The sequence below is a fragment of the Arthrobacter sp. 01L42 genome, from assembly GCF_056400005.1.
The window spans coordinates 63,735-85,272 of sequence record NZ_JBFTSL010000020.1 but is presented as its reverse complement, the minus strand read 5'-3'; the positions used below and the strand labels follow the sequence as shown (position 1 = coordinate 85,272).

21 protein-coding genes are annotated in these 21,538 nt (G+C 66.6%); 4 read left to right on the top strand and 17 right to left on the bottom strand.

What is annotated here, in order from left to right; all coding sequences use genetic code 11:
* Positions 1-205: 205 nt before the first annotated feature.
* From AC1DN2_RS17280 to AC1DN2_RS17265, 4 genes are all read right to left on the bottom strand, one after another.
* Entirely contained in the window at positions 206-982 is a 777-nt protein-coding gene (locus AC1DN2_RS17280; protein WP_018775918.1) for an SDR family NAD(P)-dependent oxidoreductase, read from the bottom strand.
* 27 nt (positions 983-1,009) lie between these two features.
* Positions 1,010-2,383: an MFS transporter gene (locus AC1DN2_RS17275; protein ID WP_476851305.1), complete on the bottom strand. Its 1,374-nt coding sequence runs from the start codon at positions 2,381-2,383 to the stop codon at positions 1,010-1,012.
* A 192-nt stretch (positions 2,384-2,575) separates the two neighbouring features.
* Positions 2,576-3,283 carry a FadR/GntR family transcriptional regulator gene (locus AC1DN2_RS17270; RefSeq protein ID WP_079550394.1) on the bottom strand — a complete coding sequence of 236 codons (708 nt, stop codon included), beginning with the start codon at positions 3,281-3,283 and terminating at the stop codon, positions 2,576-2,578.
* A 14-nt stretch (positions 3,284-3,297) separates the two neighbouring features.
* Positions 3,298-3,792 carry an SRPBCC family protein gene (locus AC1DN2_RS17265; protein ID WP_223914246.1) on the bottom strand — a complete coding sequence of 165 codons (495 nt, stop codon included), beginning with the start codon at positions 3,790-3,792 and terminating at the stop codon, positions 3,298-3,300.
* A gap of 39 nt (positions 3,793-3,831) precedes the next feature.
* Here AC1DN2_RS17265 and AC1DN2_RS17260 point away from each other — a divergent pair, with 39 nt between their 5' ends.
* Positions 3,832-4,605 (top strand): gamma-glutamyl-gamma-aminobutyrate hydrolase family protein, encoded by a 774-nt coding sequence (locus AC1DN2_RS17260; protein ID WP_476851304.1) that lies wholly within the window; start codon positions 3,832-3,834, stop codon positions 4,603-4,605.
* Positions 4,606-4,626: 21 nt separating this feature from the next.
* Here AC1DN2_RS17260 and AC1DN2_RS17255 read toward each other — a convergent pair whose 3' ends face one another.
* From AC1DN2_RS17255 to AC1DN2_RS17230, 6 genes are read right to left on the bottom strand one after another with little or no spacing between them, the layout of a single operon-like run.
* Complete coding sequence (locus AC1DN2_RS17255; RefSeq protein ID WP_476851303.1) at positions 4,627-5,661, bottom strand: Gfo/Idh/MocA family oxidoreductase; 1,035 nt, start codon at positions 5,659-5,661, stop codon at positions 4,627-4,629.
* Entirely contained in the window at positions 5,658-6,452 is a 795-nt protein-coding gene (locus tag AC1DN2_RS17250) for a TIM barrel protein (protein ID WP_476851302.1), read from the bottom strand. The genes AC1DN2_RS17255 and AC1DN2_RS17250 overlap by 4 nt, the downstream gene beginning before the upstream one ends.
* Positions 6,452-7,555 (bottom strand): Gfo/Idh/MocA family oxidoreductase, encoded by a 1,104-nt coding sequence (locus AC1DN2_RS17245; RefSeq protein ID WP_476851301.1) that lies wholly within the window; start codon positions 7,553-7,555, stop codon positions 6,452-6,454. Before AC1DN2_RS17245 ends, AC1DN2_RS17250 begins: the two co-directional genes overlap by 1 nt.
* A 31-nt stretch (positions 7,556-7,586) precedes the next feature.
* Positions 7,587-8,504, bottom strand: coding sequence for an ATP-binding cassette domain-containing protein (locus AC1DN2_RS17240; protein ID WP_476851300.1), 918 nt, complete (start codon positions 8,502-8,504; stop codon positions 7,587-7,589).
* 15 nt (positions 8,505-8,519) lie between these two features.
* Entirely contained in the window at positions 8,520-9,569 is a 1,050-nt protein-coding gene (locus tag AC1DN2_RS17235; protein WP_028275613.1) for an ABC transporter permease, read from the bottom strand.
* 52 nt (positions 9,570-9,621) lie between these two features.
* Positions 9,622-10,617 (bottom strand): substrate-binding domain-containing protein, encoded by a 996-nt coding sequence (locus AC1DN2_RS17230; RefSeq protein ID WP_476851299.1) that lies wholly within the window; start codon positions 10,615-10,617, stop codon positions 9,622-9,624.
* A gap of 348 nt (positions 10,618-10,965) precedes the next feature.
* On the opposite strand from AC1DN2_RS17230, the gene AC1DN2_RS17225 reads away from it, so the two are divergent.
* Both AC1DN2_RS17225 and iolB read left to right on the top strand, forming a co-directional pair.
* The gene (locus AC1DN2_RS17225; RefSeq protein ID WP_223914252.1) at positions 10,966-11,706 is read left to right on the top strand and encodes a GntR family transcriptional regulator; all 741 of its coding nucleotides are present in this window, start codon (positions 10,966-10,968) and stop codon (positions 11,704-11,706) included.
* Positions 11,707-11,800: 94 nt separating this feature from the next.
* Entirely contained in the window at positions 11,801-12,697 is an 897-nt protein-coding gene (gene iolB, locus AC1DN2_RS17220; RefSeq protein ID WP_476851298.1) for a 5-deoxy-glucuronate isomerase, read from the top strand.
* A 27-nt stretch (positions 12,698-12,724) separates the two neighbouring features.
* Here iolB and AC1DN2_RS17215 read toward each other — a convergent pair whose 3' ends face one another.
* Positions 12,725-13,543 (bottom strand): aldo/keto reductase, encoded by an 819-nt coding sequence (locus tag AC1DN2_RS17215; protein ID WP_230007656.1) that lies wholly within the window; start codon positions 13,541-13,543, stop codon positions 12,725-12,727.
* 55 nt (positions 13,544-13,598) lie between these two features.
* Positions 13,599-14,864: an MFS transporter gene (locus AC1DN2_RS17210; RefSeq protein ID WP_476851297.1), complete on the bottom strand. Its 1,266-nt coding sequence runs from the start codon at positions 14,862-14,864 to the stop codon at positions 13,599-13,601.
* A 164-nt stretch (positions 14,865-15,028) separates the two neighbouring features.
* Between AC1DN2_RS17210 and AC1DN2_RS17205 the strand changes: the two genes are divergently transcribed.
* Positions 15,029-15,478: a MarR family winged helix-turn-helix transcriptional regulator gene (locus AC1DN2_RS17205; protein WP_223915289.1), complete on the top strand. Its 450-nt coding sequence runs from the start codon at positions 15,029-15,031 to the stop codon at positions 15,476-15,478.
* 113 nt (positions 15,479-15,591) lie between these two features.
* Here the strand turns inward: AC1DN2_RS17205 and AC1DN2_RS17200 are convergent, their stop codons facing one another.
* From AC1DN2_RS17200 to AC1DN2_RS17180, 5 genes are all read right to left on the bottom strand, one after another.
* The gene (locus AC1DN2_RS17200) at positions 15,592-17,007 is read right to left on the bottom strand and encodes a sugar porter family MFS transporter (protein ID WP_476851296.1); all 1,416 of its coding nucleotides are present in this window, start codon (positions 17,005-17,007) and stop codon (positions 15,592-15,594) included.
* Positions 17,004-17,879, bottom strand: a complete 876-nt coding sequence (locus AC1DN2_RS17195) for a sugar phosphate isomerase/epimerase family protein (RefSeq protein WP_476851295.1) — start codon at positions 17,877-17,879, stop codon at positions 17,004-17,006. Before AC1DN2_RS17195 ends, AC1DN2_RS17200 begins: the two co-directional genes overlap by 4 nt.
* A gap of 82 nt (positions 17,880-17,961) precedes the next feature.
* Complete coding sequence (locus AC1DN2_RS17190) at positions 17,962-18,975, bottom strand: Gfo/Idh/MocA family protein (RefSeq protein WP_230010003.1); 1,014 nt, start codon at positions 18,973-18,975, stop codon at positions 17,962-17,964.
* Positions 18,976-18,991: 16 nt separating this feature from the next.
* The gene (locus AC1DN2_RS17185) at positions 18,992-19,903 is read right to left on the bottom strand and encodes a sugar phosphate isomerase/epimerase family protein (protein WP_230010006.1); all 912 of its coding nucleotides are present in this window, start codon (positions 19,901-19,903) and stop codon (positions 18,992-18,994) included.
* 91 nt (positions 19,904-19,994) lie between these two features.
* A complete protein-coding gene (locus AC1DN2_RS17180; RefSeq protein ID WP_476851294.1) occupies positions 19,995-21,503 on the bottom strand; it encodes a CoA-acylating methylmalonate-semialdehyde dehydrogenase in 1,509 nt (502 codons plus the stop codon).
* Positions 21,504-21,538: the final 35 nt, after the last annotated feature.

Genomic DNA, 21,538 nt, shown 5'->3' with positions numbered 1-21,538 from the left:
ATGTCGCCACCAAATGCCGGATCTTGATATCGGGGTGCATTTTGCTCATGACCCGAGCAAAACCGGTCCGAGTGTCCACGATGTCCTGAGACACACTGTCCACGATGTCTTGAGACAGAAACGTCCATTAAGTCATGAGACTCCACAGTGGCCATTCCGGGATCTTAAGGCCCAAAAGTGATAGCGCAACGGGGGTGCGTGCGGGTTAGGAGACCTGGAGGCCGCCGTTGATGTCATAGGTGGCCGCGGTGATGTAACCGGCGTCCGGGCCGAGCAGGAAGGCGATCAGGGCCGCCACTTCCTCGCGGCTGCCGACCCGCCCCATCATGATGCCCTCAGACATCTGCGCCTTGCGTTCCTCGCTCAGGGTGCCGCCCATGATGTCGGTGTCGATGGGGCCTGGGGCGATGGCGTTGACCGTGACCCCGAACTCGCCCACCTCGCGGGCCAGGGCGCGGGTGAATCCGATGATCCCGGCCTTGGAGGCGCTGTAGGCGACCTTTGAGTAGGTGCCGCCGCCCCGCTGTGCCGAAATCGAGGAGATGCTCACGATCCGGCCGAGCTTGCGCTCGATCATGCCCTTGAGCACGCGCTGGGAAACGATGAAGGATCCGCGCATGTTGATGGCGAAGACCTTGTCCCATTCCTCGACAGTGGTGTCCATGAACGGCGTCGGGGAACTGATGCCGGCCAGGTTGGCCAGCGCGACGATCGGGGGCAGCGAGCCCTCGATCTCGGTGATGGCCCGGTCAACCGACGCGGCGTCGGAGACGTCCGCACCGACGCCGATGGCCTTGACCGCACGGTTGGAACCGATTTCGGCCGCAGCGGCGCTGGCGTCCTCGGCATTGATGTCCAGGATTGCGATGGACCAGCCCTCGCTGGCCAGGCGGTCGGCGGCGGCACGGCCGATGCCGCGGGCTGACGCGGCTCCGGTCAGGACCACGGTGCGTTCAGTGGGGAACGGGGTAATTGATGTCATGACGAAGATTCCTTCGGGGGGGTCGGATCAGGATACTTTGGCCGGGTCGACGGCGGCAGCTGCTGCGACCGCGGGGTCAAGGCTCGCGTCGCCTTCGGGGCGCCGGCGGGCGTACAGGTAGGTGGCCACGGCCGTGATGCACAGGCACAGGGACAGGAACAGGAGCCCGCTCTGGTTGCTTCCGGTGGCGTCCTTGAGGAGGCCGACCGCGTACGGGGAGATGAAGCCGCCGAGGTTTCCGAGGGAGTTCACCAGGGCCAGCCCGGAAGCGGCAGCCGCACCGGTCAGTGCCGCGGAGGGCATCGAGAGGAAGGGGGCGATCGCCCCGTAGATCCCCATGGCGGAGAGCGTCAGACCGACCATCGCGAGGAACGGGTTGACCGGGAGCAGGTAGCCGGCGGCCACGAGTCCGACGCCAGCAAGCACCATGCTGACCGAGGCGTGCCAGGCACGCTTGCCGGTCCGGTCCGCGCGCTTGCTCCAGAAGTAGACGAATACTGCGGCCACGGCATAGGGGATGAAGACGATGAAGCCGACCTCTGCCGTGGAGAACTTGCCCAGGGCCGCGACGATGGTGGGCATCCACAGGCCCAGGCCGTAAATCCCGCACACCAGGCCGAAGTACAGGGCGGAGTAGACCAGGGTGCGCTTGTCCTTGAGCCCTGCCATGAAGTTGTGCTTGCCCGACTGGGACTTGGCGGCCAGTTCGGCGTCCATGGTGGCGGTGAGCCAGTTGCGCTCGTCGGCTTCGAGCCATTTGGCGTCCCGCGGACGGTCCGTCATGAGGATGGGTGTCAGCAGGCCGAGGGCGATCGCCGGGATGCCTTCGATGATGTAGAGCCACTGCCAGCCCTGGAGGCCCATGACGCCGTCCATCTGCAGCAGGAGCCCGGACACCGGGGCGCCGAGCGCGTTGGATACGGGCTGGGCAAGGATGAAGATGCCCAGCACGGTGACGCGCTGCGCGGCAGGGAACCACAGCGTCAGGTAGAACAGGATCGCCGGGAAGAACCCGGCCTCGGCGGCACCGAGCAGGAACCGGACGATGTAATACGTGGTTTCACCGTTCACCAGGCACATGGCGGTGGCGAAGATGCCCCACGTGATCAGGATGCGGGCCAGCCATTTCCGGGCTCCGAACCGGTACATGCCGGCGTTGCTGGGAACCTCCAGGAGGGCGTAGCCAAGGAAGAAGATGCCGGCGCCCAGACCGTAGGCAGCGGAGTTCAGGCCGATGTCCTCGCTCATCGTGAGTTTGGCGAATCCGACGTTGTTGCGGTCCAGGTAGGCAACGAAGTAGAGCAGGACAATCAGGGGCATGACGCGGCGGCGGACCTTGCGGAGCGTGCGGTCGCCCAGTTCGCCGAGTCCGAAGGACTTGGGGGTTAATGAAGTCATCATCGACCTTCTTAAGTGTTTTCCTGCCCTGCTGCTGTGCCGGGTGAGGAAAGCGGTGGATTGGGGTGGTCATCCTGCCCGCCTGGAAGCGCGTGCTGCAGGATACTGTTGAGTCAGATGTCAGACATCTGATTCAGGAACTAGCCAAAATCTTAGAATGTGATTCGGATTACGTCAAGAGTCCGGAAGCGGACGTCAGGACTTGGCGCCCCGGACGTAGCGCTCGTAGTCCGCATTGGTCTGGTCCATGTGCTCATCCATCGCCTGCCGCGAGCGCTCGGCGTCGCCGCTCAGAATGCTGTCCAGGACCCGCTGGTGGTAATCGATGGCGTGCTGCTGGATCACCTCGACGGCCGACGTTTCGCGCCGGGTCACGTACAGCAGCTGGCCCAGCTGGGCGAACAGGGCCCGGACAAAGGGGTTGCCGGACGCCTTCAGGACGGCGTCGTGGAAACCAATGTCCGCCTCTACGAAGCGGTCCAGGTCGCCGGAGTCGTGGAAGCGCTTCATGTCCGCGATGCACTCGCGCATGCGCTCGGCCTGCTCCGGGGTATAGCGTTTGGCGGCGAGCGCCGCGGCCCCGGTCTCCACCATGCGGCGCATCTCAATCAGTCCCACCGAGACCTGGTCGGCCGCATTGCCATGGGAGGCTGCCTTGAAGATCGCGTCCAGGCCGGTCCAGTTGTCCGTGGGATTGACGAACGTTCCCCGGCCGGCCTTCACATAGAGGATGTTTTGCGCCCGGAGGGCTTTGAGGGCCTCACGCACGGTGAGCCGGCTGACGCCGTAGGCCTTGGCGATGTCGGCCTCGGGCGGAATCGGGTTGTGGGGCAGGAGCTTTCCGTCAAGGATTTCGGTCAGCAGGCCGTCGACGAGATCGTCGACCAGTGTCCTGCGGCCCATCCCAGTTCCCACCTTCAGTCTCGTTTCGTGCTGCCATCCACATTACCCATGTCCGGGTGCGCAGCCATGTAGGCGTCGAGCTTGGCAAGCGTCTGTTCCAAATTGACCGGATGGCGGCGCAGGTAGCCGGCCAGCCGGAGAAAGCTCTTTCCACGGACCCGCCGCGCGTCCCATTGCTCGGTCACCAGCGTGCCGGGGGTACCGTCCGGGCCTGTGGCCGGATCCAGCAGGTAGCGCCACACGTGGCCGTAGAAGTGCCGCCACGCGATCCGGTGGCCTTCCTCGAACTCGCAGACCCTGTTCAGGATCTTGTAGTTCACCCGCATGCGCATTTGCATGCCGAACCTGGCGCCGAGGTACAGCCGTCCGGGCCCGCGCGGCTGGGCGCCCTTGACCGTGTCCGAGCCGTCGATCACGCTGTGCAGGGCAGGCGTGGCGAGCACCTCGAAGATGGCTTCGGGGGCGGCGGCGATGTACCGGCTGCGGGACACGAGATAGCGGGGATTCATCTAGTAATCCTAGTCCGCGATCGTGTTGCAGAATGAGGCATGCAGACTTCCCGCAACCCCCTTCGCGGCCGGCCGCGCATCGGCGTTCCCGTCCGCCTCAGCAGTTCCTCCGATCCCGACCCGCGCGTGGCGGAAGCCAACGCATTGTTCGAGTACATCGTGGGGCTGCTGCGCGAGGGCGGCGGCGAACCGGTGCTGCTCGACGCTTCGGGGCCCGACGACGGCGGCCTCGCCGCGGCGATGGCCTGCCTTGACGGCGTCGTCCTTCCCGGCGGCGGCGACCTCGACCCCGCCCTCTACGGCGAGCTGCGCGGTGACGTCTGCTACGACGTCAGCCCTGCCCAGGACGCGCTGGATCTCGCCGTGGCGCGTCTTGCGATCGACGCCGGGCTGCCTGTGTTCGGCATCTGCCGCGGGCATCAGCTGCTCAATGTGCTTTACGGCGGGACGCTCATCCAGGACATGGCGCCGGGGACGGTGGCGCACCGCGAGCCCGCGCCGGTGCACGGGGCCGGCCCGTGGGCCTGGCATGAGGTGGCGGTGCGGGCCGGCTCCAGGGTGGCCGCGCTCTACGGCGGCGGTTCCGGTGCCGTGAACGTGAAGACCGCCTCCGGCCACCATCAGGCCGTGGCCCGGGTGGCCGGAGGGTTGCAGGTGACGGCCGTGGCCGAGGACGGGACCGTCGAGGCGCTGGAGGATCCGGAGCGCTGGGTGGCCTCGGTCCAGTGGCACCCCGAGGCCCTGGAGCTCCCGGCCGGGGAGCGGCTCGCGCCGTTCCGGGCCTTCGTCGAGGCGTGCCGCACCCGGCCCTGAGCCGGACGCCCCGGCCCGTAATCAGCTGCCGACGCTCACCGTCACCTTGACCGGGGCACCGGTGGCCAGCGATTCCTGGGCGGCATCGGCAACCCGGGAGGCCGCGACGGCGTCTTCCGGAGTGCACGGATTCTCCCGGCGGCCAAGGATCAGTTCGACGAACGCCTCCATTTCGGAGCGGTACGCCGTCTCGAACCGCTCGGCAAACGTCAGATGCGGCTTCCCCGCGGGGAAAGCGATCCCCGCTTCGGCGGAGGCCAGTGCCGTCTTGTCGTCCAGGCCCACCATCAGCGAGCCGCGGGAGCCCTGGATTTCCAGCCGGACATCATGGCCCGCCCCGTTGTAGCGGGTCGCCGAAACCGTTCCCACGGTGCCGTCGTCGAACGTCACCAGCGCGAGGGCCGTGTCCACATCGCCGGCTTCACCGATGGCCGGATCCCCGTTGTTGGAGCCCTTGGCGTAGACCTCGACGATTTCGCGGCCTGTGAGCCAGCGCAGGATGTCGAAATCGTGGACCGAGCAGTCACGGAAGAGCCCGCCGGAGCTGGCCAGGAACTCGACCGGGGGCGGCGTCATGTCGCAGGTGACGGCACGCAGGGAATGGATCCAGCCCAGCTCGCCGGCCTGGTAAGCGCGGCGGGCTTCCAGGTAGCCGGCGTCGAACCGGCGCTGATGCCCGATCTGCACCACGCCGTTCCGGTCCCGGATGTAGTCGAGCACCGGCAGGGCGTCGGCCACGTTCAGGGCCACGGGCTTTTCGCAAAACACCGGGATCCCGGCGTCCACGCCGGCCTTGATGAGCTCGGGGTGGGTTCCGGTTCCGGTGGCGATGACCAGGCCGTCCAGCCCCGAGGCCAGCAGCGCCTGGACCGAGGGCAGGAATTCGGCACCGAGAACGCGTGCCACCGTCCGGGCGTGCTCTTCGGCGACGTCGGTGAGGCGTAGGCGGACACGGATCCCTTGTGGGTTCAGGACCTCGTTGAGGGCGGCGATGTTGTTGGCGTGCATGACCCCGATCCGCCCAACGCCGGCGAGTCCAAGGATTACGTCTTTCATACTTCTACTCTCATGTTTGGTGCGGGCACGGTGAACGCCGCACGGAAGGCCTCCAGGGCCGCATAACTGTCGCCACTGGCCCACGCTTCCATGCCCACGGTTCCTTCGTAGCCTGCGTCCGCGAGCGCCCTGGCCACGGCCGCGTAGTTGATTTCCCCGGTTCCGGGTTCGCAACGGCCGGGAACGTCTGCCACCTGGATTTCGCCGAGGTATGGCAGGGCGGTCCGGACGAGCTCGACCAGGTTCCCCTCCCCCATTTGGGCGTGATAGAGATCCAGCATGAGCCTGGCGTTCGGGTGCCCGGCCGCCTGCACGAGCGCCAGGGTGTCCTTGGCCCGTGCCAGCGGGATGCCGGGGTGGTCCCGGATGGTGTTGAGGTTCTCGAGGCAGAACGTCACCCCGTGCTTCTCACCGAGCTTCCCGAGCCGTTCCAGGGTCCGGGCGCCGGTGGCCCACATGTGTCCGCTGGAGCGGTAGACAGGCCGCGCCGCGTGGCCGTCGACGAGTTCCGCCGGGTGGACCACCATACGGCTGACGCCAAGTTCCAGGGCGGTGGGGATCAGGGACTCGGCGGTCCGCACCACCTCGTCCGCCGTGTCCGGATCCACGAGGCTGCCGGAGCTGTATCCGGTCATGGAGGAGAACACCGCCCCGGTGGCCTTGAGCGCGCCGATGTCCTTGGGCCGCGAGTCCCAGAGTTCGACGTCGAAGCCGGCCTCGTGGAGCCGGCGCACCCGCTCCGTGAACGGCAAGTCCGTAAAGACCATCTCAGCGCACACGGCGAGCCGCATCAGAGGACCACGTTCTCGTTGACGGCCACTGTGTTGACCGTTGCCGGGGTCCCCCGCTTGACGGACTCGATGCAGGCCAGCGCCACGGCCAGTGCGCGCCGGGCGTCGCTGGCTCCCGGAGTGAGAGTGAAGGGCTTCGACTCCGGAGCGGTACCGTCACGCCGGGCGCGCACGGCGTCGGCGAAGTCCGCCAGCTCGTCTGTGTAGGCCTGCCGGAAGAGCTCGACGTTCAGCCGTGGGGTGTCGGCGGACATCCCCTCGGCTGTGAACCGGCGGGCAGCGGTTTCGGTGGCGCGGCCGGCCTGGACCATGCCCTTGGAGCCGAAAACCTCGCCGCGGATGTCGTAACCGTACAGCGCGCTGAAGTTTGCCTCGGCGACGGCGATCGCGCCGTTGCTGTAGCGGATGGTCACGACGGCGGTGTCCAGGAACCCCTGGTCCCGCAGTCCCGGCTCCACAAGCGCGTCGGCAACCGCATAGACCTCCACAGGTTCGGCGCCTTCGTTGAACCAGTTCAGGGTGTCGAAGTCGTGGATCAGGGTTTCGAGGAAGATGGTCCACGCGGGGATCCTTGCGGCGTGGCCGATGCTCCCCGTGCCCGGGTCCCGGGTCAGCGAACGAAGCAGTTGCGGCTGCCCCACGATTCCGGCGGCGAGGTCCTTCTTGGCCGCTTGGAAGTCTGCGGCGTACCTGCGGTTGAAGCCGATCTGGAAGTGCACCCCGGCGGCGTCGACGGCGTCAAGGGCCGCGTCGAGCTCCTCGAGCCCCTGACCGGCGGGCTTCTCGCAGAAGACGTGTTTTCCGGCCGCTGCGGCCTGGCCGATCAGGGCGGAATGGAAACGCGCGGGGCTGGCGATGACGACGGCGTCAATCGCCGGGTCGGCCAGGAGATCGGCAGCGTCGGCGGTCACCTTCGCGGTGCCCAGGGCGCCAGCCAGCGCCCCGGCAGATTCCAGGTTCGGATCCGCGATGGCGGCAAGGACGGCGCCGGGGACCCGGCGGGCAATGCTCTCGGCGTGGAAGGCGCCCATCCAGCCCGAGCCGATAAGTCCGATCCGCACCGGCAGAACGGCGTCGGAGGCGTTGCGGTTGAGATAAGCCAAAGGCTTGTCCTTTCAGGAGTTGGGGCGGCCGTTACCCGTAGGTCTTGCCGGTGGTCTGGGACACGTCGGCGACTTCGCCCTGGACTTCCTTGACGACGTCGCTGTGGCCGCCGAGTTGTTCGAGTTCGTGGGCGAGTTCGGCGAGTTCCGCGCCGCCGGCCATCTGGGCGGTGAGCTCGTCCAGGGTGATGTCCTTCTTGTCGTAATAGCCGATCGACTTGCCCCGTTTGAGCAGCAGGAACCGGTCCCCGACAGGGAAGGCGTGGTGCGGGTTGTGGGTGATGAAGATGACCCCGAGGCCGCGGTCGCGGGCCTGCAGGATGTAGCGGAGCACCACGCCGGACTGCTTCACGCCCAGGGCCGCGGTGGGCTCGTCCAGGATCAGGACCTTCGCGCCGAAGTACACGGCCCGGGCGATCGCGACGCACTGGCGTTCACCGCCGGAGAGCTGGCCGATGGGCTGCTCGACGTCGCGCAGGTCGATGCCCATCGCGGCGAGTTCCTTGAGCGTGATGTCCTTCATCTTCTCGACGTCCATGCTCTTGAACGGGCCGAAGCCGGACGTCAGTTCCGAGCCAAGGAAGAAGTTCCGCCAGATCGGCATCAAAGGCACCACGGCGAGGTCCTGGTAGACCGTGGCGATCCCGACGTCCAGGGCGTCCCGGGGGGAGCTGAACTTCCGCTCCTCCCCCATGATCTTCAGGACCCCGGCGTCGTGCTGGTGCAGGCCGGCGATGATCTTGATCAGCGTGGACTTGCCCGCACCGTTGTCGCCCAGCACGCAGGTGACGCGGCCGTTGTCCACCGCCATGGTGACCTCGGAGAGGGCGATGATGTTCCCGTAGTGCTTCCCGACCCCGTCGAGGGAGAGCAGGTGCACCGGGGTGTGGGTGAGGGGATCGTTTTCGTTCTGCAGCAGGGTCTGCTGGTCGATCTCTTTGGCATTCATGGTTCCGGGGCCCTTCTACTTCAGTTCCGCGCGGCGCTTGACGATGAGGTTGACGATGGTGGCCAGCAGCAGCATCAGGCCCAGGAAGAACTTGAACCAGTCCGGGTTCCACTGCGCGTAGACGATGCCCTTGTTGGCCATGCCGAAGATGAACGCGCCGATCGCGCCGCCGATCGCCGAGCCGTACCCGCCGGTGAGCAGGCAGCCGCCGATCACCGCGGCGATGATGTAGAGGAACTCGTTGCCCACGCCCTCACCGGACTGCACGGTGTCGAAGGCGAAGAGGTTGTGCATGCCCAGAATCCAGGCGCAGAACCCCACGGCCATGAACAAACCGATCTTGGTGGCCTTGACCGGCACGCCCACGGCGCGGGCCGCGTTCGCGTCCCCGCCCACGGCGAAGATCCAGTTCCCCACCCGGGTCCGCATCAGCACCCAGGTCGCGACCGCGACGAGCGCGAACCAGTAGAACACGGTGATCTTGATGTCGACGCCGCCGACGCTCACCGAGGAGGCGAACACCGCCCGGGCCGATGCGAAACCGTCCATGGTCGAGATCGAGGGCGAAGACACCGAGCCGCCGATCAGCCGGGTCAGGCCCAGGTTCAGGCCGGTCAGCATCAGGAACGTCGCCAGGGTGACGATGAAGGACGGCAGCTTGGTCTTGATCAGAATCCAGCCGTTGATGAACCCGACGGACAGGGAGACCACCAGGGCCAGCCCGACGCCGACCCAGACGTTCGTGGTGAAGTACCAGCTGAACAGCGACGCCGTCAGCGCCGAGGTGATCACGGCGACACCGGTGGAGAGGTCGAACTCGCCGCCGATCATCAGCAAGGACACCCCCACCGCCATGATCCCGATCGTGGAGGACCCGTACAGGATGGTTGCCAGGGCACCGGGCTGGGTAAAGGTCGGGGACACCAACGCGAAGAAGATGAAGAGGACGATCGCGCCCACCAGGGCACCGACCTCGGGACGTCCGAGCAGTTTCTGGAACGGACTGCGCTTGGCGACGCGCTCATCGGGCGCCGGCGACTTTGTCTTGGTCTGGGTGATGGTCATGATAAGTCTCCTAGCCGCCGGGCCGGCCTGGGCCGGCCCGGCCAGCGGGCTGTTAGCGGACGCCCTGCTGGGCGAAGGTCAGGACATCGGCCGCATTGGATTTGTCGATGACCGCCGGGCCTGTCAGCACAGGCTGGCCGCCGCCGATCTTGAAGCCGCCGCGCTTGTTCTGCCAGATGGCGTCAACGGCTCCGTAGCCCTGCAGCCACGGCTGCTGGTCCACGGTGAACAGAACTGCACCATCCACGATCTTCTGGGCGAGCTCCGCGTTGAGGTCGAAACTGGCAACCTTGGCAGAGCTGCCGGCGTCAGTGACCGACTTGAGGAGAGTCAGGGTGATGGGGGCGCCGAGGCCGATGATGACGTCGGCGTCCTTGGAAGCCTGAAGCTTGGCAGTCGCGGTGGACTGAACGGAGGTCATATCCTTGCCGTCGACGTAAAGGATCTCCGTTCCGGGAACCTTCGCCTTGACGCCCGCGCACCGTGCTTCAAGTCCCACGTGGCCCTGTTCCTGAATCACGCAGACCGGGTGCTTGTAGCCGTCCGCGGCCAGCTTGGTGCCCACGGCTTGACCGGCGAGCTGCTCGTTGGAACCGAAGTGGGTGAATGCTCCGAGCTGGGAGGAGACCGATTCACCGGCGTTGAGGCTCACAATCGGGATGCCGGCGTCGGAGGCCTTCTTCAGGACGTCCTTGAGGGCTTCGGGCTTGGCGAGCGTGACCGCGATGCCGTCGACCTTCTGGTCAATGGCCTGCTGAATGAGCTGGGCCTGGCGCCCGGCTTCGGGATCGGACGTATAGAGGAGCTCAACGTTGTCCTTCGCCGATGCCTCCTCGGCGCCCTTGCGAACAATATCCCAGAAGGTGTCACCGGCTGCGGCGTGCGTGATAAGGGCGACCTTGATGCGGGAGGTGCTGGCTTCCTGGCCTCCGCCAGCCGCATTGCCTGAGTCTGCGGGCTTGCCGCCGGTGCTCGAACACGCGCTCAGGGCCAGCATGGGTACAACGGCCGCCACGAGGGTCGCCTTCCGCCACGAGAACTTGGTCACGATCAATCTCCTTTGATTCCGGGCCACGCCGGCCGCTTCATCGCGTCGGTCCATGAGCCATCTACAACCGATCATGGTGACTCCAATCACAGTTGTCAATAGTTTGTCCTGACATTAGGATGTTTGGACGTAACGAAGTGTGATCGGAATGTCCCATTCGCGGGGCTTGACGGGCCAGCGCCGACAGCCCGACCCCCGCAAACAAGGCCCGTCACAGCAGCCCTTGGCACCTCTTGGCAGCCCTGCTACTATCAGAAAAAGGCAGTATGTCCTATCAAGCGAACATACACTGACATACGCGGGCAGGCCGGCACGACGACCGCCGCGGAGCACAAGGGAGCATGCCCAGTGGCGAATCAACTGAATCTGCGGATCGACCGCTCTTCCCCGGTGCCGCTGTACCACCAAGTGGTCCAGGGCATCGAGGCAGCGATCCACACCGGGCTGCTGGAACCCGGCAGCAGGCTGGAAAACGAGATCGACCTGGCCGCCCAGCTGAACCTGTCCCGGCCCACTATGAGAAAAGCCATGGACGAGCTGGTCCGCTCGGGCCTCCTGGTCCGCAAGCGCGGCGTCGGCACCCAGGTGGTGTCCAGCCAGGTCCGCCGCCCACTGGAACTCTCCAGCCTCTACGACGACCTGAGCAACAACGGCAGCAAGCCCACCACCGACGTGCTCAGCTTCTCGCATGAGGAGGCGGACGGCGCGATCCGGACGGCACTGCAGCTTCCGGCCGGCGCCAAGGTCTACCACTTCACCAGGCTCCGGAAAGTGGGCGGCAAGCCGCTGGCCCTGATGGAGAACTGGGTGCGGGACGACATCACCGCCATCGACGAGGCAAGCCTGGGCTCGCAGGGCCTCTACGCCATCCTCCGCAACGGCGGCGTGAACTTCCGGCTTGCCTCACAGCGGATCGGCGCCATGATCGCCAATGACTACCAGGCGCCGCTGCTCGAGACCACCCCCGGCTCCGCCCTGGTGACCATGGAGCGCACCGCGGTGGACGACACCGGGCGCATGGTGGAAACCGGGCACCATGTCTACCGGGCGGATTCCTACAGCTTTGAGATGACGCTGGTCCAGAGGTAAGCGTCCAGAGTTAGGCGCCAGCGACGGGCGCAACCGGCTCCAACCCGCACACACACGCGCCTGCCTCCGGCGCGACAACGAAAGGGCAGCTTCCATGGCCAACTGGGTCTATCCGCTCGGCACCGCAGCCGAAGGCAAGTGGGACATTTCCATCGGGACGTCCGATTCCGGACTGGAGGTGGACGGCTGGGCGCATACCGGGCTGAAGGTTGCCACGCTCGCTGCCGGCGGCACCGTCAGCCTGGACGCGGCGGCGGAGGAACGCATCGTGATCCCGCTCAACGGCTCTTTCGTGGCGACCGTCGACGGGCAGGACTATCCCCTGCCCGGCCGGGACAGCGTCTTCAGCGGCCCCAGCGATGTGCTCTACACCGGAGCCGGCAAGGCAGTAACCATCACCTCGGCCGAGGGCGGACGGGTGGCCGTGGCCACCGCGCCGGCCAAAGCTTCCTACCCGACCCGCCTCATCACGGCCGCCGAGACGCCGGTGGAACTGCGCGGGGCGGGCAACTGCTCCCGCCAGGTCCACAACTTCGGCACCCCCGCCGCGCTGGAGGCGGACCGCTTCATTGTCTGCGAGGTCCTCACCCCGGCCGGCAACTGGTCCTCCTATCCCCCGCACAAGCACGACGAGGAAAAGGACGGCGAGACCAACCTCGAGGAGATCTACTACTTCGAAACCCGCGTCACGCCAGGGGCGCCGCCGCGGCCCGGCGCCGACGACGCCATTGGCTACCAGCGCGTCTACGCCTCCGACGAGCGGCCCATCGACGTTGCGGCCGAGGTCCGGACCGGCGACGTCGTTCTGGTGCCCTACGGCTGGCACGGACCCGCCATGGCCGCCCCCGGCTACGACATGTATTACCTCAACGTCATGGCCGGCCCTGGCCCGGTCCGCGACTGGCTGATCAGCGATGACCCGCACCACGGCTGGATCCGCCAGACCTGGGAGGGCCAGGACCTGGACCCGCGGCTGCCATTCGGCCGCTAGGCCGTTCGGCTGCTCAGGCGCTGACAGCTAGCCATTGAACGTGGCCGGGTGCGGTCCGGTGCGCCCGTTCCGCTCAAGGGCATTCACGGCCGCCAGTTCGCCCGCGGAAAGCTCAAAGCCGAACACCTCCAGGTTTTCCCGGATCCGGGCCGGCGTCACTGACTTCGGGATGACGATCCTCCCCTGCTGCAGGTGCCAGCGCAGAATGACCTGCGCCGGGGTTCTGCCGTGCCGCGCGGCGATCTCCGTGATGGCCGGATCCGCCAGCAGTGCACCCTGGGCCAACGGACTCCAGGCCTCCGTCGCAATGCCCTGCGCCGCGTTGAACACCGTCACTGCGTGCTGCTGAAGGGCCGGGTGCAGTTCCACCTGGTTGACGGCCGGCACCGTTCCGCCCAGGTCGATGAGCCGCTGCAGGTGTCCCGGCTCGAAATTGGAGACGCCGATGGCCCTGACCCGGCCGTCGGCAAGGAGTTTCTCAAGGGCCAACCAGGAGTCGGCGTACCGGTCCGATGCCGGCGCGGGCCAGTGGATCAGGTAAAGATCCAGGTAGTCGAGACCCAGCTTGTCCAGGCTCGCGTCGAAGGCGGCAAGGGCCGGTTCGTAGCCGAGGTCGTCGATCCAGAGCTTGGACGTGATGAAGAGCTCCTCCCGGGCGATCCCGGATTCCGCGATCGCGCGGCCAGTTCCGGTCTCGTTTCCGTAGATGGCGGCCGTGTCGATGCTCCGGTAACCGGCCGCGAGCGCCGCTGCTACCGCCTCGGTGGTCTCGGCGTCGGGAATCTGGAAGACGCCGAAGCCCAGCTGCGGCATCTGCACCCCGTTGTTGAGGACGATATGGGGCATTGAGTTCACGGTGTCTCCTGTTGTTGTGGTCGGGCGGTCTGTTCTGTTCGAGCGGTCAGCGGGCAACGGTTGCAGCCTCGGTGACCGGAAGGTCTGTGCTGGTTTCCGCCGCTGCAACGGCGGGCACGGTTGATGCGCCGGTTCCCGGCAGGTCGGCGTCGTGCTTCTTTGCGTGAGCCGCAGCGAACGCCATCACTGCCAGGCCCAACAGGGTGATCCCGGCGCCGGCCCAGATGGGCGAGGTGTAGCCGAGGCCGGCGGTGATGGTGACGCCGCCCAGCCAGGCGCCCAGGGCATTGCCGACGTTGAATGCGCCGATGTTGGCGCCGGAAGCCAGGGTGGGAGCGCTGCTGGCGTATTTCATGACGCGCATCTGCAGCCCAGGAACCGTGGCGAAGCCGAAGCCGCCCAGCAACACCATGGAGGCGATGGTCAACGGCTGGTTGCCGGCGGTCAGGGCGAAAACCACGAGCACCACCACCAGAATGGCGAGCACTACCAGCAGGGTGCGGTCCACATTCTTGTCGGCCGCCTTGCCGCCCACGGTGTTGCCGATGAAGAGCCCGACGCCAAAGAGGATCAGCAGCCACGGGACCGTGGTGGCGGAGAAGCCGGTGACCTCGGTGAGGGTGAAGGCGATGTAGGTGAAGGCGCCGAACATGCCGCCGTACCCAAGGATGGTGACGAGGATGGAGACCCAGACCTGTCCGGACCGGAAGGCACGGAGCTCGCCGCGCAGACCGCCGGAGGCAGAACCAGGGGCTGAATCTCCCGAACCTGTCCTGGGCACCAGGGCGAGGATGCCGGCCAGGGCGAGGACACCGATCACGGTGATCGCCCAGAACGTGGAGCGCCAGCCCGCGGCCTGGCCCAGCATGGTGCCGAACGGGACACCGAGCACATTCGCAGCCGTCAGGCCGGTGAACATGATCGCGATCGCACCCGCCTTCTTAGTGGGCGCCACCATGCTCGCGGCCACGACGGCGCCGATGCCGAAGAACGCGCCATGTGCGAGGGCGGCAATGATGCGGCCGATCATCATTACCGAGTAATCTGGCGCGAGCGCCGAGACGAGGTTGCCGGCGATGAAGAGCACCATCAGTACCGCCAGCACGGGCTTGCGTTCGAAGCGCGTCACGGCCGCGGTGAGGCCAAGCGCCCCGACCACGACGGCGAGCGCGTAGCCGGAGATGAGCCAGCCCGCGGTCGCCTCGGTGACGTGGAAGTCTGCGGCCACTTGCGGCAGCAGGCCCATGATGACGAACTCGGTGAGTCCGATGCCGAACCCGCCGAGGGCGAGGGCTATCAGGCCAACAGGCATGGAGGTGCTCCTTACAAAGCTGTACGGGATGGGGTATGGCGCGTAAGCTAGTAGTTGCAGACGCGTTATTTATTCTTGCACAAGCAGATACAGCGCGCAAGCAACTATTATTTGATGTGCCCGTCACCACCCCGCCGGGCACGCGAGTTGAAGGGAAACACGTGATGGGCATCAAGGACGACGCCGTCGAGGTCCGGGCGCAAGGCTGGCGGACCCTGGCGGCCCTGCACGGGCTGATCGAGGCCGAGCTGGAGCGGTCCTTGCAGGCCGAGGCGCAGCTCTCGGTCGTGGAGTACACCGTGCTGGACGCGCTGAGCCGGCAGGACGGCTGGCACATGCGGATGCAGCAGCTGGCCCGCGCCACGGCGTTGAGCGCGAGTGCCACCACGCGCCTGGTCAACCGGCTCGAGGACCGCGGGCTGCTGACCCGGATCCTGTGTGCGGATGACCGCCGCGGAATTTACACCGAGCTCACCCCCAGCGGCATCGCCCTGCTCGAGCAGAGCCGGCCGGTCCACGACGCCACGCTGGAGCGGGCGCTGGCCGAGGCCCAGGAGGTCCCCGAACTGGCGCCGCTGGTCGACGCCCTCCCCCGGCTGCACGCCGCGGCCTAGCGCGGCAACCGCCTCGCGCGAGTACGCAGAAAGTACGCAGAAAGAACGCAGAAAGCCCCGCCGGGGACGAATCCCGGGCGGGGCTTGTGCGTGCAGGGCTTTCTTGACTGCGGCTAGACGGTGACCGGTTCCCTGGCGGCCGCCTGTTTGAAGAAGTGTTCCAGGTCCTCCAGGCTCTTGTCCTTGGTCTCCGGAATGTACTTCGCGGCAAAGGCGATGGCCCCGACGCCGAGCACAGCGAAGACGAAGAAGGTGCTGGACAGTCCGATCGCGGCGAGGAGCTGCGGGAAGCCGAAGCCAACCAGGAAGTTCACGATCCACAGCACGAAGGCCGAGGCGCCCATGCCCAGGCCGCGGATCTTCAGCGGGAAGATCTCTGAGAGCATCAGCCAGGTGACCGGTGAGATTGCACCTTGCTGGAAGGCCAGGAATGTCACGGTCAGGGCCAGGATGACGAAGCCCCGGGCGGGGCCCTCGGGGAGGATGAGAGAGAAGACGCCGATCAGGAACAGCGCCGTCGTGGTGCCGAGCTGGCCAGTGATGAGCATCCTCCGCCGTCCCACTTTGCCCAGCAGCCAGATGCCCAGAAACGTGGCGAGAACGGAGATGACCCCGTTGGCGATGTTGGCCGTGAGGGCCGCTTCGCGGCCGAATCCGGACTCGGCGAGGATCTGCGTGCCGTAGTACATGATCGAGTTGACGCCCGTGATCTGCTGGATGACCGCGAGCCCGATCCCCACCACGAAGATGTGCCGGAGCCACGGAACACTGAGGTCCTTCCGGGAGCCCATCTTGGCCTTGTAGTCCTCCACGGCCATGGCCTTGACTTCTTCAAATTCAGCCCTGGCCTCGGACTGGGAGCGGATCCGCTGCAGCACACTGAGGGTTTCGCCGAAGCTGCCCATCGATGCCAGCCAGCGCGGGCTTTCGGGCATGAAGTTCATGCCGACCCAGAGCGCGATCGCCGGCAGGGTTGCGATGACCAGCATCCAGCGCCAGATCCCGCCGGCCTCGCCGAAGCTGTTGCCGAGGTAGGCGTTGAACATGAAGGCCAGCAGCTGGCCCGTGACGATCATCAGCTCGTTTTGGGTGACAATTCGTCCGCGCCGGGCACTCGGTGAGACCTCGGCCAGGTACACCGGCACCGTCACCGAGGCCCCGCCCACGGCCAGGCCGAGGATCAGGCGTGCCAGGATCATTACCTCCGTGTTCGGCGCGAAGGTACACGCAAGGGTGCCGGCGAGGAACACCACGGCCAGCACCATGATCATTTTGCGCCGGCCGTGGCGGTCCGCCAGGCGCCCGCCGAAGAGGGCGCCAAAGGCCGCCCCGAACAGCAGCGAGGAGGTCACGAGCCCTTCGGTCAGTGGCGTGAGGCCCAGGTCCACCTGCATGTACGGCAAAGCGCCGTTGATCACGCCGGTGTCGTAGCCGAAGAGCAGTCCGCCGAAAGTGGAGACGATCGTCGCGGTCCGGAGGGCCCGTTTGTGGTTGACGGGCCGTGTCACCTCGGCGACGGGCGCCGTCATAGGCTCGCCTTCGCGACGCGCTGTTTCATGGTCTCCAGCTGGTACCGGGAGACGTCCGCGGCGTTGTCGTCCTCGGCGAAGACGCTGGAGACCATCACCGTATCTTCACGGTCCAGGAAGCCGATCTCCTGCAGGCCGCCGAAGAACTCGTCCCAGTTGACGTCGCCGTCGCCGATTTTCAGGTGCTGGTGCACGCGGACGGGGTTGCCGGGCGGGTTGGTGATGTAGCGCAGGCCGTGTGAGGCGTGGTGGTCCATCGTGTCGGCCACGTGGACCAGGCGCAGCTTGTCGCCCGCGGCCCGCATGATCTCCAGCGGTGCGTTCTTCATGTGGAAGCTGTGCGAGGCCACGTAGACCAGGCCAACATTCTTCGAGTTCAGCCCGCGGATCACGCGGATCGCGGCCAGGCCCTCCTCGACGAAGTCGTCCGGGTGCGGATCGATCAGCAGGTCGATCCCCTCCCGCTCGATGATGGGGAGCAGCTCCTCCATGGAGCGGTAGAAGGCCCGCTCGGATTCTTCGGCCTTCTCCGGCCGGCCGCTGAATTCGGTGTTCATGGTGCCAACGCCCAGGTCCACGGTGATCTGGATGGCGCGTTTCCAGTAGCGGACGGCCGCCTCGCGTGCGTCCTCGTCCGGGCCGGACCAGCGCAGCACGGGCAGCACCGACGCGATTTCGATTCCCGCGTCCTTGCAGGCCGCCTTCAGCTTGCCCACGAGCTCGTCGTCGGCCTTCGGGTGGTTGAAGAAGGGGATGAAATCGGCGTGCGGAGTCATCTGCATGTACTTGTAGCCGAGGTCGGCCACCACGCGCGGGAACTCGAGGAGTCCGTGGCTGTGGTGGAACGGCGTGGGATCTAGGGCGATTTTCACGGTGAACACTCCATTGTGGATCTGGCGGGCGTGCGGCCGGCCGGCGCGTTCTTTGCAGTAGAAGGCGCCGGCCGGCGGGGTTTTAGCGGTACAGGGCGGGCTTGGCGTTGAGCTTCACGGCGACCTTTTCGCCGTTCTTCTGCGCCTCGACGCCGGCCTCGCAGCAGGCGGCCGTGGCGTAGCCGTCCCAGGCGGTGGGGCCGCCGATCTCATCGCGCAGGGCGGCGTCCACCCAGGACTGGATTTCGACGTCGTACGCCGCCCCGAAGCGTTCCTCGAAGCCGGGGGTGACGTGGCCGCCCCAGCGGCCGTTGCTGCGGGTGTACGGGCCTTTGTCGCCGCCGATGCTGACGATGCCGTCTTCGAAGGAGGCCTGGGTGGCCACCTCGTAGCCGAACTTCGCGTTGACGTAGATCTCGACGTCGGCCAGGACACCGGACTCGGTCTCGATCAGGACGTGCTGCGGGTCGTGTTGCCCGGCCGGGGCGTTCCGTGTGGCCTTGCCGAGGCGGACCTGGACCGAGGTGATTTCCTCGCCGGTGAAGTAGCGGATGGCGTCGAATTCGTGGACCACGGAGTCGTTGATCAGCATCTCGTTGGTGAAGCCCGCCGGGGTGGTGGGGTTCCGGTGCTGGTGGTGCAGCATGAGCAGCTCACCGAGTTCGGAGTCGCGGATGATTTTGCCGAGGGCGGCGTATTCGGCGTCGAAGCGGCGCATGAAGCCGACCTGGATGCGCTTGTGGCCCAGCTCCTGCTCGGCTTCGACAATCTTCCAGGAGGATTCGGCATCCGGGGTGAGCGGCTTCTCGCAGAGGATCGGGATGTCCTTGGCGATCGCCTTGAGCAGGATGTCCTCGTGCAGGAAGCCGGGGGTGGCGATCAGGACGGCGTTGACGTCGCCGTTGTTGAGGGCCTCCTCGGCGTCGGCGAGGGCGACGGCGCCGGGGATGCCTTCGATGGCGGCCTGGGCACGGGCGAGGTCGACGTCGACGACGGCGGCAACTTCGGCGCCGTGGATGCGGGTGTTGAGCCGCTGGATGTGGTCTGCGCCCATACGGCCGGCGCCGATGACAGCTACGCGGAGGGTCTTGGTCATGATCTTGTCCTCAGTTCTAGTTGACGGCGGTGCGGGAGCCGCAGGAGAGCAGGTAGTTCCGGGTGCGCTTGGCGATCGGCATCGGGACGTCGAAGGCCACGGGATACATGTCCTGTTCCACAATGCCAAAGATCGGCCGGTTGAGCGCCTCCACGGCTTCGATGACGGCGCGCAGGTCCGGCAGCCCGTTCGGCGGCTCGGTCATCACGCCGGCCAGGTTGGCGGCGGCCCACGTCATGTTTTCCTCGTTGACCTTTTTGAGGATGTCCGGGTTGATCTGCTTGAGGTGCAGGTAGCCGATCCGGTCCGGATAGTTCTTGATCAGGTCGAGGCTGGAGGCCCCGCAGTATTCGGCGTGGCCGGTATCCAGGCAGAGGTTGAGGTACTTCGGGTCCGTGGCCGCGAGCAGGGTTTCGATGTCCTCCTGCGCGCCGACGTGGGAGTCGGCGTGCGAGTGGAACTGCTGCTTCAGGCCGAAATCCTCCAAGAGGGTCTTGCCCATGCGGTTGTGGCCGGAGAACAGGTCGCTCCACGCCTTCTCGGTGAGCGTGCCGCTCTCGACGGCCTCGCCGGTGACGTCGTCGCGCCACATCGCGGGAATGACCACGATGTGTTCGCCTCCCATGGCTGCCGTGAGTTCGGCGACCTTGCGGGCCGGCTCCCAGGCTTCGTCGTACTGGTGGGCCCCGCGGTGGAATGCGGTGAACACGGTGCCGGCTGAGATCTTGAGGTCGCGCTGCTTGAGCTCTTCGGCGAGACGGGCCGGATCGGTGGGGAGGTAGCCATAGGGGCCAAGTTCGATCCACTTGTAGCCGGATTCGGCGACCTCGTCGAGGAAGCGTTCCCACGGGGTCTGCTGGGGGTCATCCGGGAACCAGACGCCCCAGGAGTCCGGCGCGGTGCCGATGATCAGCTTGTTCTCTGTCATTTCCATTCCTTCTCATCGAGTGCTCCGCAGGTGCCGTTTTGGACGCTCAAAACGGCGGTTGCGGAGCAGTCGATCGTGGTTAGTCGAGGCGTCAGTTGGACGGGAAGTTGTAGGAGGCGCCGGAGGCGTGCGTGGGTTCGGGCCAGCGCGAGGTGACCACCTTGCCGCGGGTGTAGAAGGAGACGCCTTCGGGGCCGTAGATGTGCTTGTCGCCGAACAGCGAGGCCTTCCAGCCGCCGAAGGAGTGGTACGCCACCGGCACGGGCAGCGGCACGTTGATGCCGATCATGCCCACGGTGACGGAGCGCTGGAACTTCCGGGCCGCGGCGCCGGAAGAGGTGAAGATCGCGGTGCCGTTGCCGTAGGGGTTGGAGTTGATCAGGGCGATGCCGGCGTCGAGGTCCTCCACCCGGACCACGACCAGGACGGGGCCGAAGATTTCCTCGGTGTAGGCGGTCATCCCGGCCGTGACGTGGTCCAGGACGGTCGGGCCGACCCAGAACCCGTCTTCGTGGCCGGGGACCACGAGGTCGCGGCCGTCCACCACCATCGCGGCGCCGGCGGTTTCGGCTTCGGTGACGATCTTCACGATGCGTTCCTTGGACGCCGGCGTGATGACCGGGCCCATTTCGGCGTCGGGCACGGTGCCGTTGTTGACCTTGACGGCCAGGGCGCGCTCCTCGACCTTCTTGACCAGCAGGTCGGCGGCTTCGCCGACGGCGACGGCGACCGAGATGGCCATGCAACGTTCCCCGGCGGAGCCGAAGGCGGCGGCGGCCAGGTGGTCGGCAGCGTTGTCGAGGTCGGCGTCGGGCAGGATGATCGCGTGGTTCTTCGCCCCGCCCAGGGCCTGGACGCGCTTGCCGTGGGCGGTGGCGGTCTCGTGGACGTACTTCGCGATCGGGGTGGAACCGACGAAGGAGATGCCGTCCACGTCCGGGTGGGTCAGGAGGCCGTCGACCGTTTCCTTGTCGCCGTGCAGGACCTGGAAGACGCCGTCGGGCAGCCCGGCCTGCTTCCACAGCTTGGCGAGCAGCATCGAGGCGGAGGGGTCGCGCTCGGAGGGCTTGAGGATGAAGGCGTTGCCGGTGGCGATCGCCATCGGGGCCATCCACAGCGGGACCATGACCGGGAAGTTGAACGGGGTGATGCCGGCGACGACGCCGAGCGGTTCGCGGAAGGAGAAGACGTCGATGCCGGTGGAGACCTGGTCCGAGTAGTCGCCCTTGAGCAGCTGCGGGATGCCGCAGGCGAACTCGATGACCTCGAGTCCGCGGCCGATCTCGCCCTTGGCGTCGGAGAGGACCTTGCCGTGTTCGGCGGTGATCAGTTCGGCGAGCTCGTCCACGTGGGAGGCGACGAGTTCGCGGAACTTGAACAGCACCGCGGTGCGCTTGGCCAGGGAGATGTCGCCCCAGGAATCGGCGGCAGCGCGGGCGGCGGCGACGGTGGTGTCCAGGTCTTCCCGGTTGGCCAGCCGCAGCTCCGCGGAGACGGCGCCGGTGGCCGGGTTGTAGACGGGCTGGGTGCGGGTGCCCTCACCGGCGGTTTCGGCGCCGTTGATGAAGTGGCTGATGGTGGTGACGGTCGTCGTTGACATAGTGGTGGACTTCCTTGGTCTGTGGCTGTTCGTGG

Coding starts and splice junctions, on each gene's coding strand:
- AC1DN2_RS17280 (WP_018775918.1), bottom strand. CDS start 982: ATGACATCAATTACCCCGTTCCCCACTGAACGCACCGTGGTCCTGACC.
- AC1DN2_RS17275 (WP_476851305.1), bottom strand. CDS start 2,383: ATGATGACTTCATTAACCCCCAAGTCCTTCGGACTCGGCGAACTGGGC.
- AC1DN2_RS17270 (WP_079550394.1), bottom strand. CDS start 3,283: ATGGGCCGCAGGACACTGGTCGACGATCTCGTCGACGGCCTGCTGACC.
- AC1DN2_RS17265 (WP_223914246.1), bottom strand. CDS start 3,792: ATGAATCCCCGCTATCTCGTGTCCCGCAGCCGGTACATCGCCGCCGCC.
- AC1DN2_RS17260 (WP_476851304.1), top strand. CDS start 3,832: ATGCAGACTTCCCGCAACCCCCTTCGCGGCCGGCCGCGCATCGGCGTT.
- AC1DN2_RS17255 (WP_476851303.1), bottom strand. CDS start 5,661: ATGAAAGACGTAATCCTTGGACTCGCCGGCGTTGGGCGGATCGGGGTC.
- AC1DN2_RS17250 (WP_476851302.1), bottom strand. CDS start 6,452: ATGCGGCTCGCCGTGTGCGCTGAGATGGTCTTTACGGACTTGCCGTTC.
- AC1DN2_RS17240 (WP_476851300.1), bottom strand. CDS start 8,504: ATGAATGCCAAAGAGATCGACCAGCAGACCCTGCTGCAGAACGAAAAC.
- AC1DN2_RS17235 (WP_028275613.1), bottom strand. CDS start 9,569: ATGACCATCACCCAGACCAAGACAAAGTCGCCGGCGCCCGATGAGCGC.
- iolB (WP_476851298.1), top strand. CDS start 11,801: ATGGCCAACTGGGTCTATCCGCTCGGCACCGCAGCCGAAGGCAAGTGG.
- AC1DN2_RS17215 (WP_230007656.1), bottom strand. CDS start 13,543: ATGCCCCATATCGTCCTCAACAACGGGGTGCAGATGCCGCAGCTGGGC.
- AC1DN2_RS17210 (WP_476851297.1), bottom strand. CDS start 14,864: ATGCCTGTTGGCCTGATAGCCCTCGCCCTCGGCGGGTTCGGCATCGGA.
- AC1DN2_RS17205 (WP_223915289.1), top strand. CDS start 15,029: ATGGGCATCAAGGACGACGCCGTCGAGGTCCGGGCGCAAGGCTGGCGG.
- AC1DN2_RS17200 (WP_476851296.1), bottom strand. CDS start 17,007: ATGACGGCGCCCGTCGCCGAGGTGACACGGCCCGTCAACCACAAACGG.
- AC1DN2_RS17190 (WP_230010003.1), bottom strand. CDS start 18,975: ATGACCAAGACCCTCCGCGTAGCTGTCATCGGCGCCGGCCGTATGGGC.
- AC1DN2_RS17185 (WP_230010006.1), bottom strand. CDS start 19,903: ATGACAGAGAACAAGCTGATCATCGGCACCGCGCCGGACTCCTGGGGC.
- AC1DN2_RS17180 (WP_476851294.1), bottom strand. CDS start 21,503: ATGTCAACGACGACCGTCACCACCATCAGCCACTTCATCAACGGCGCC.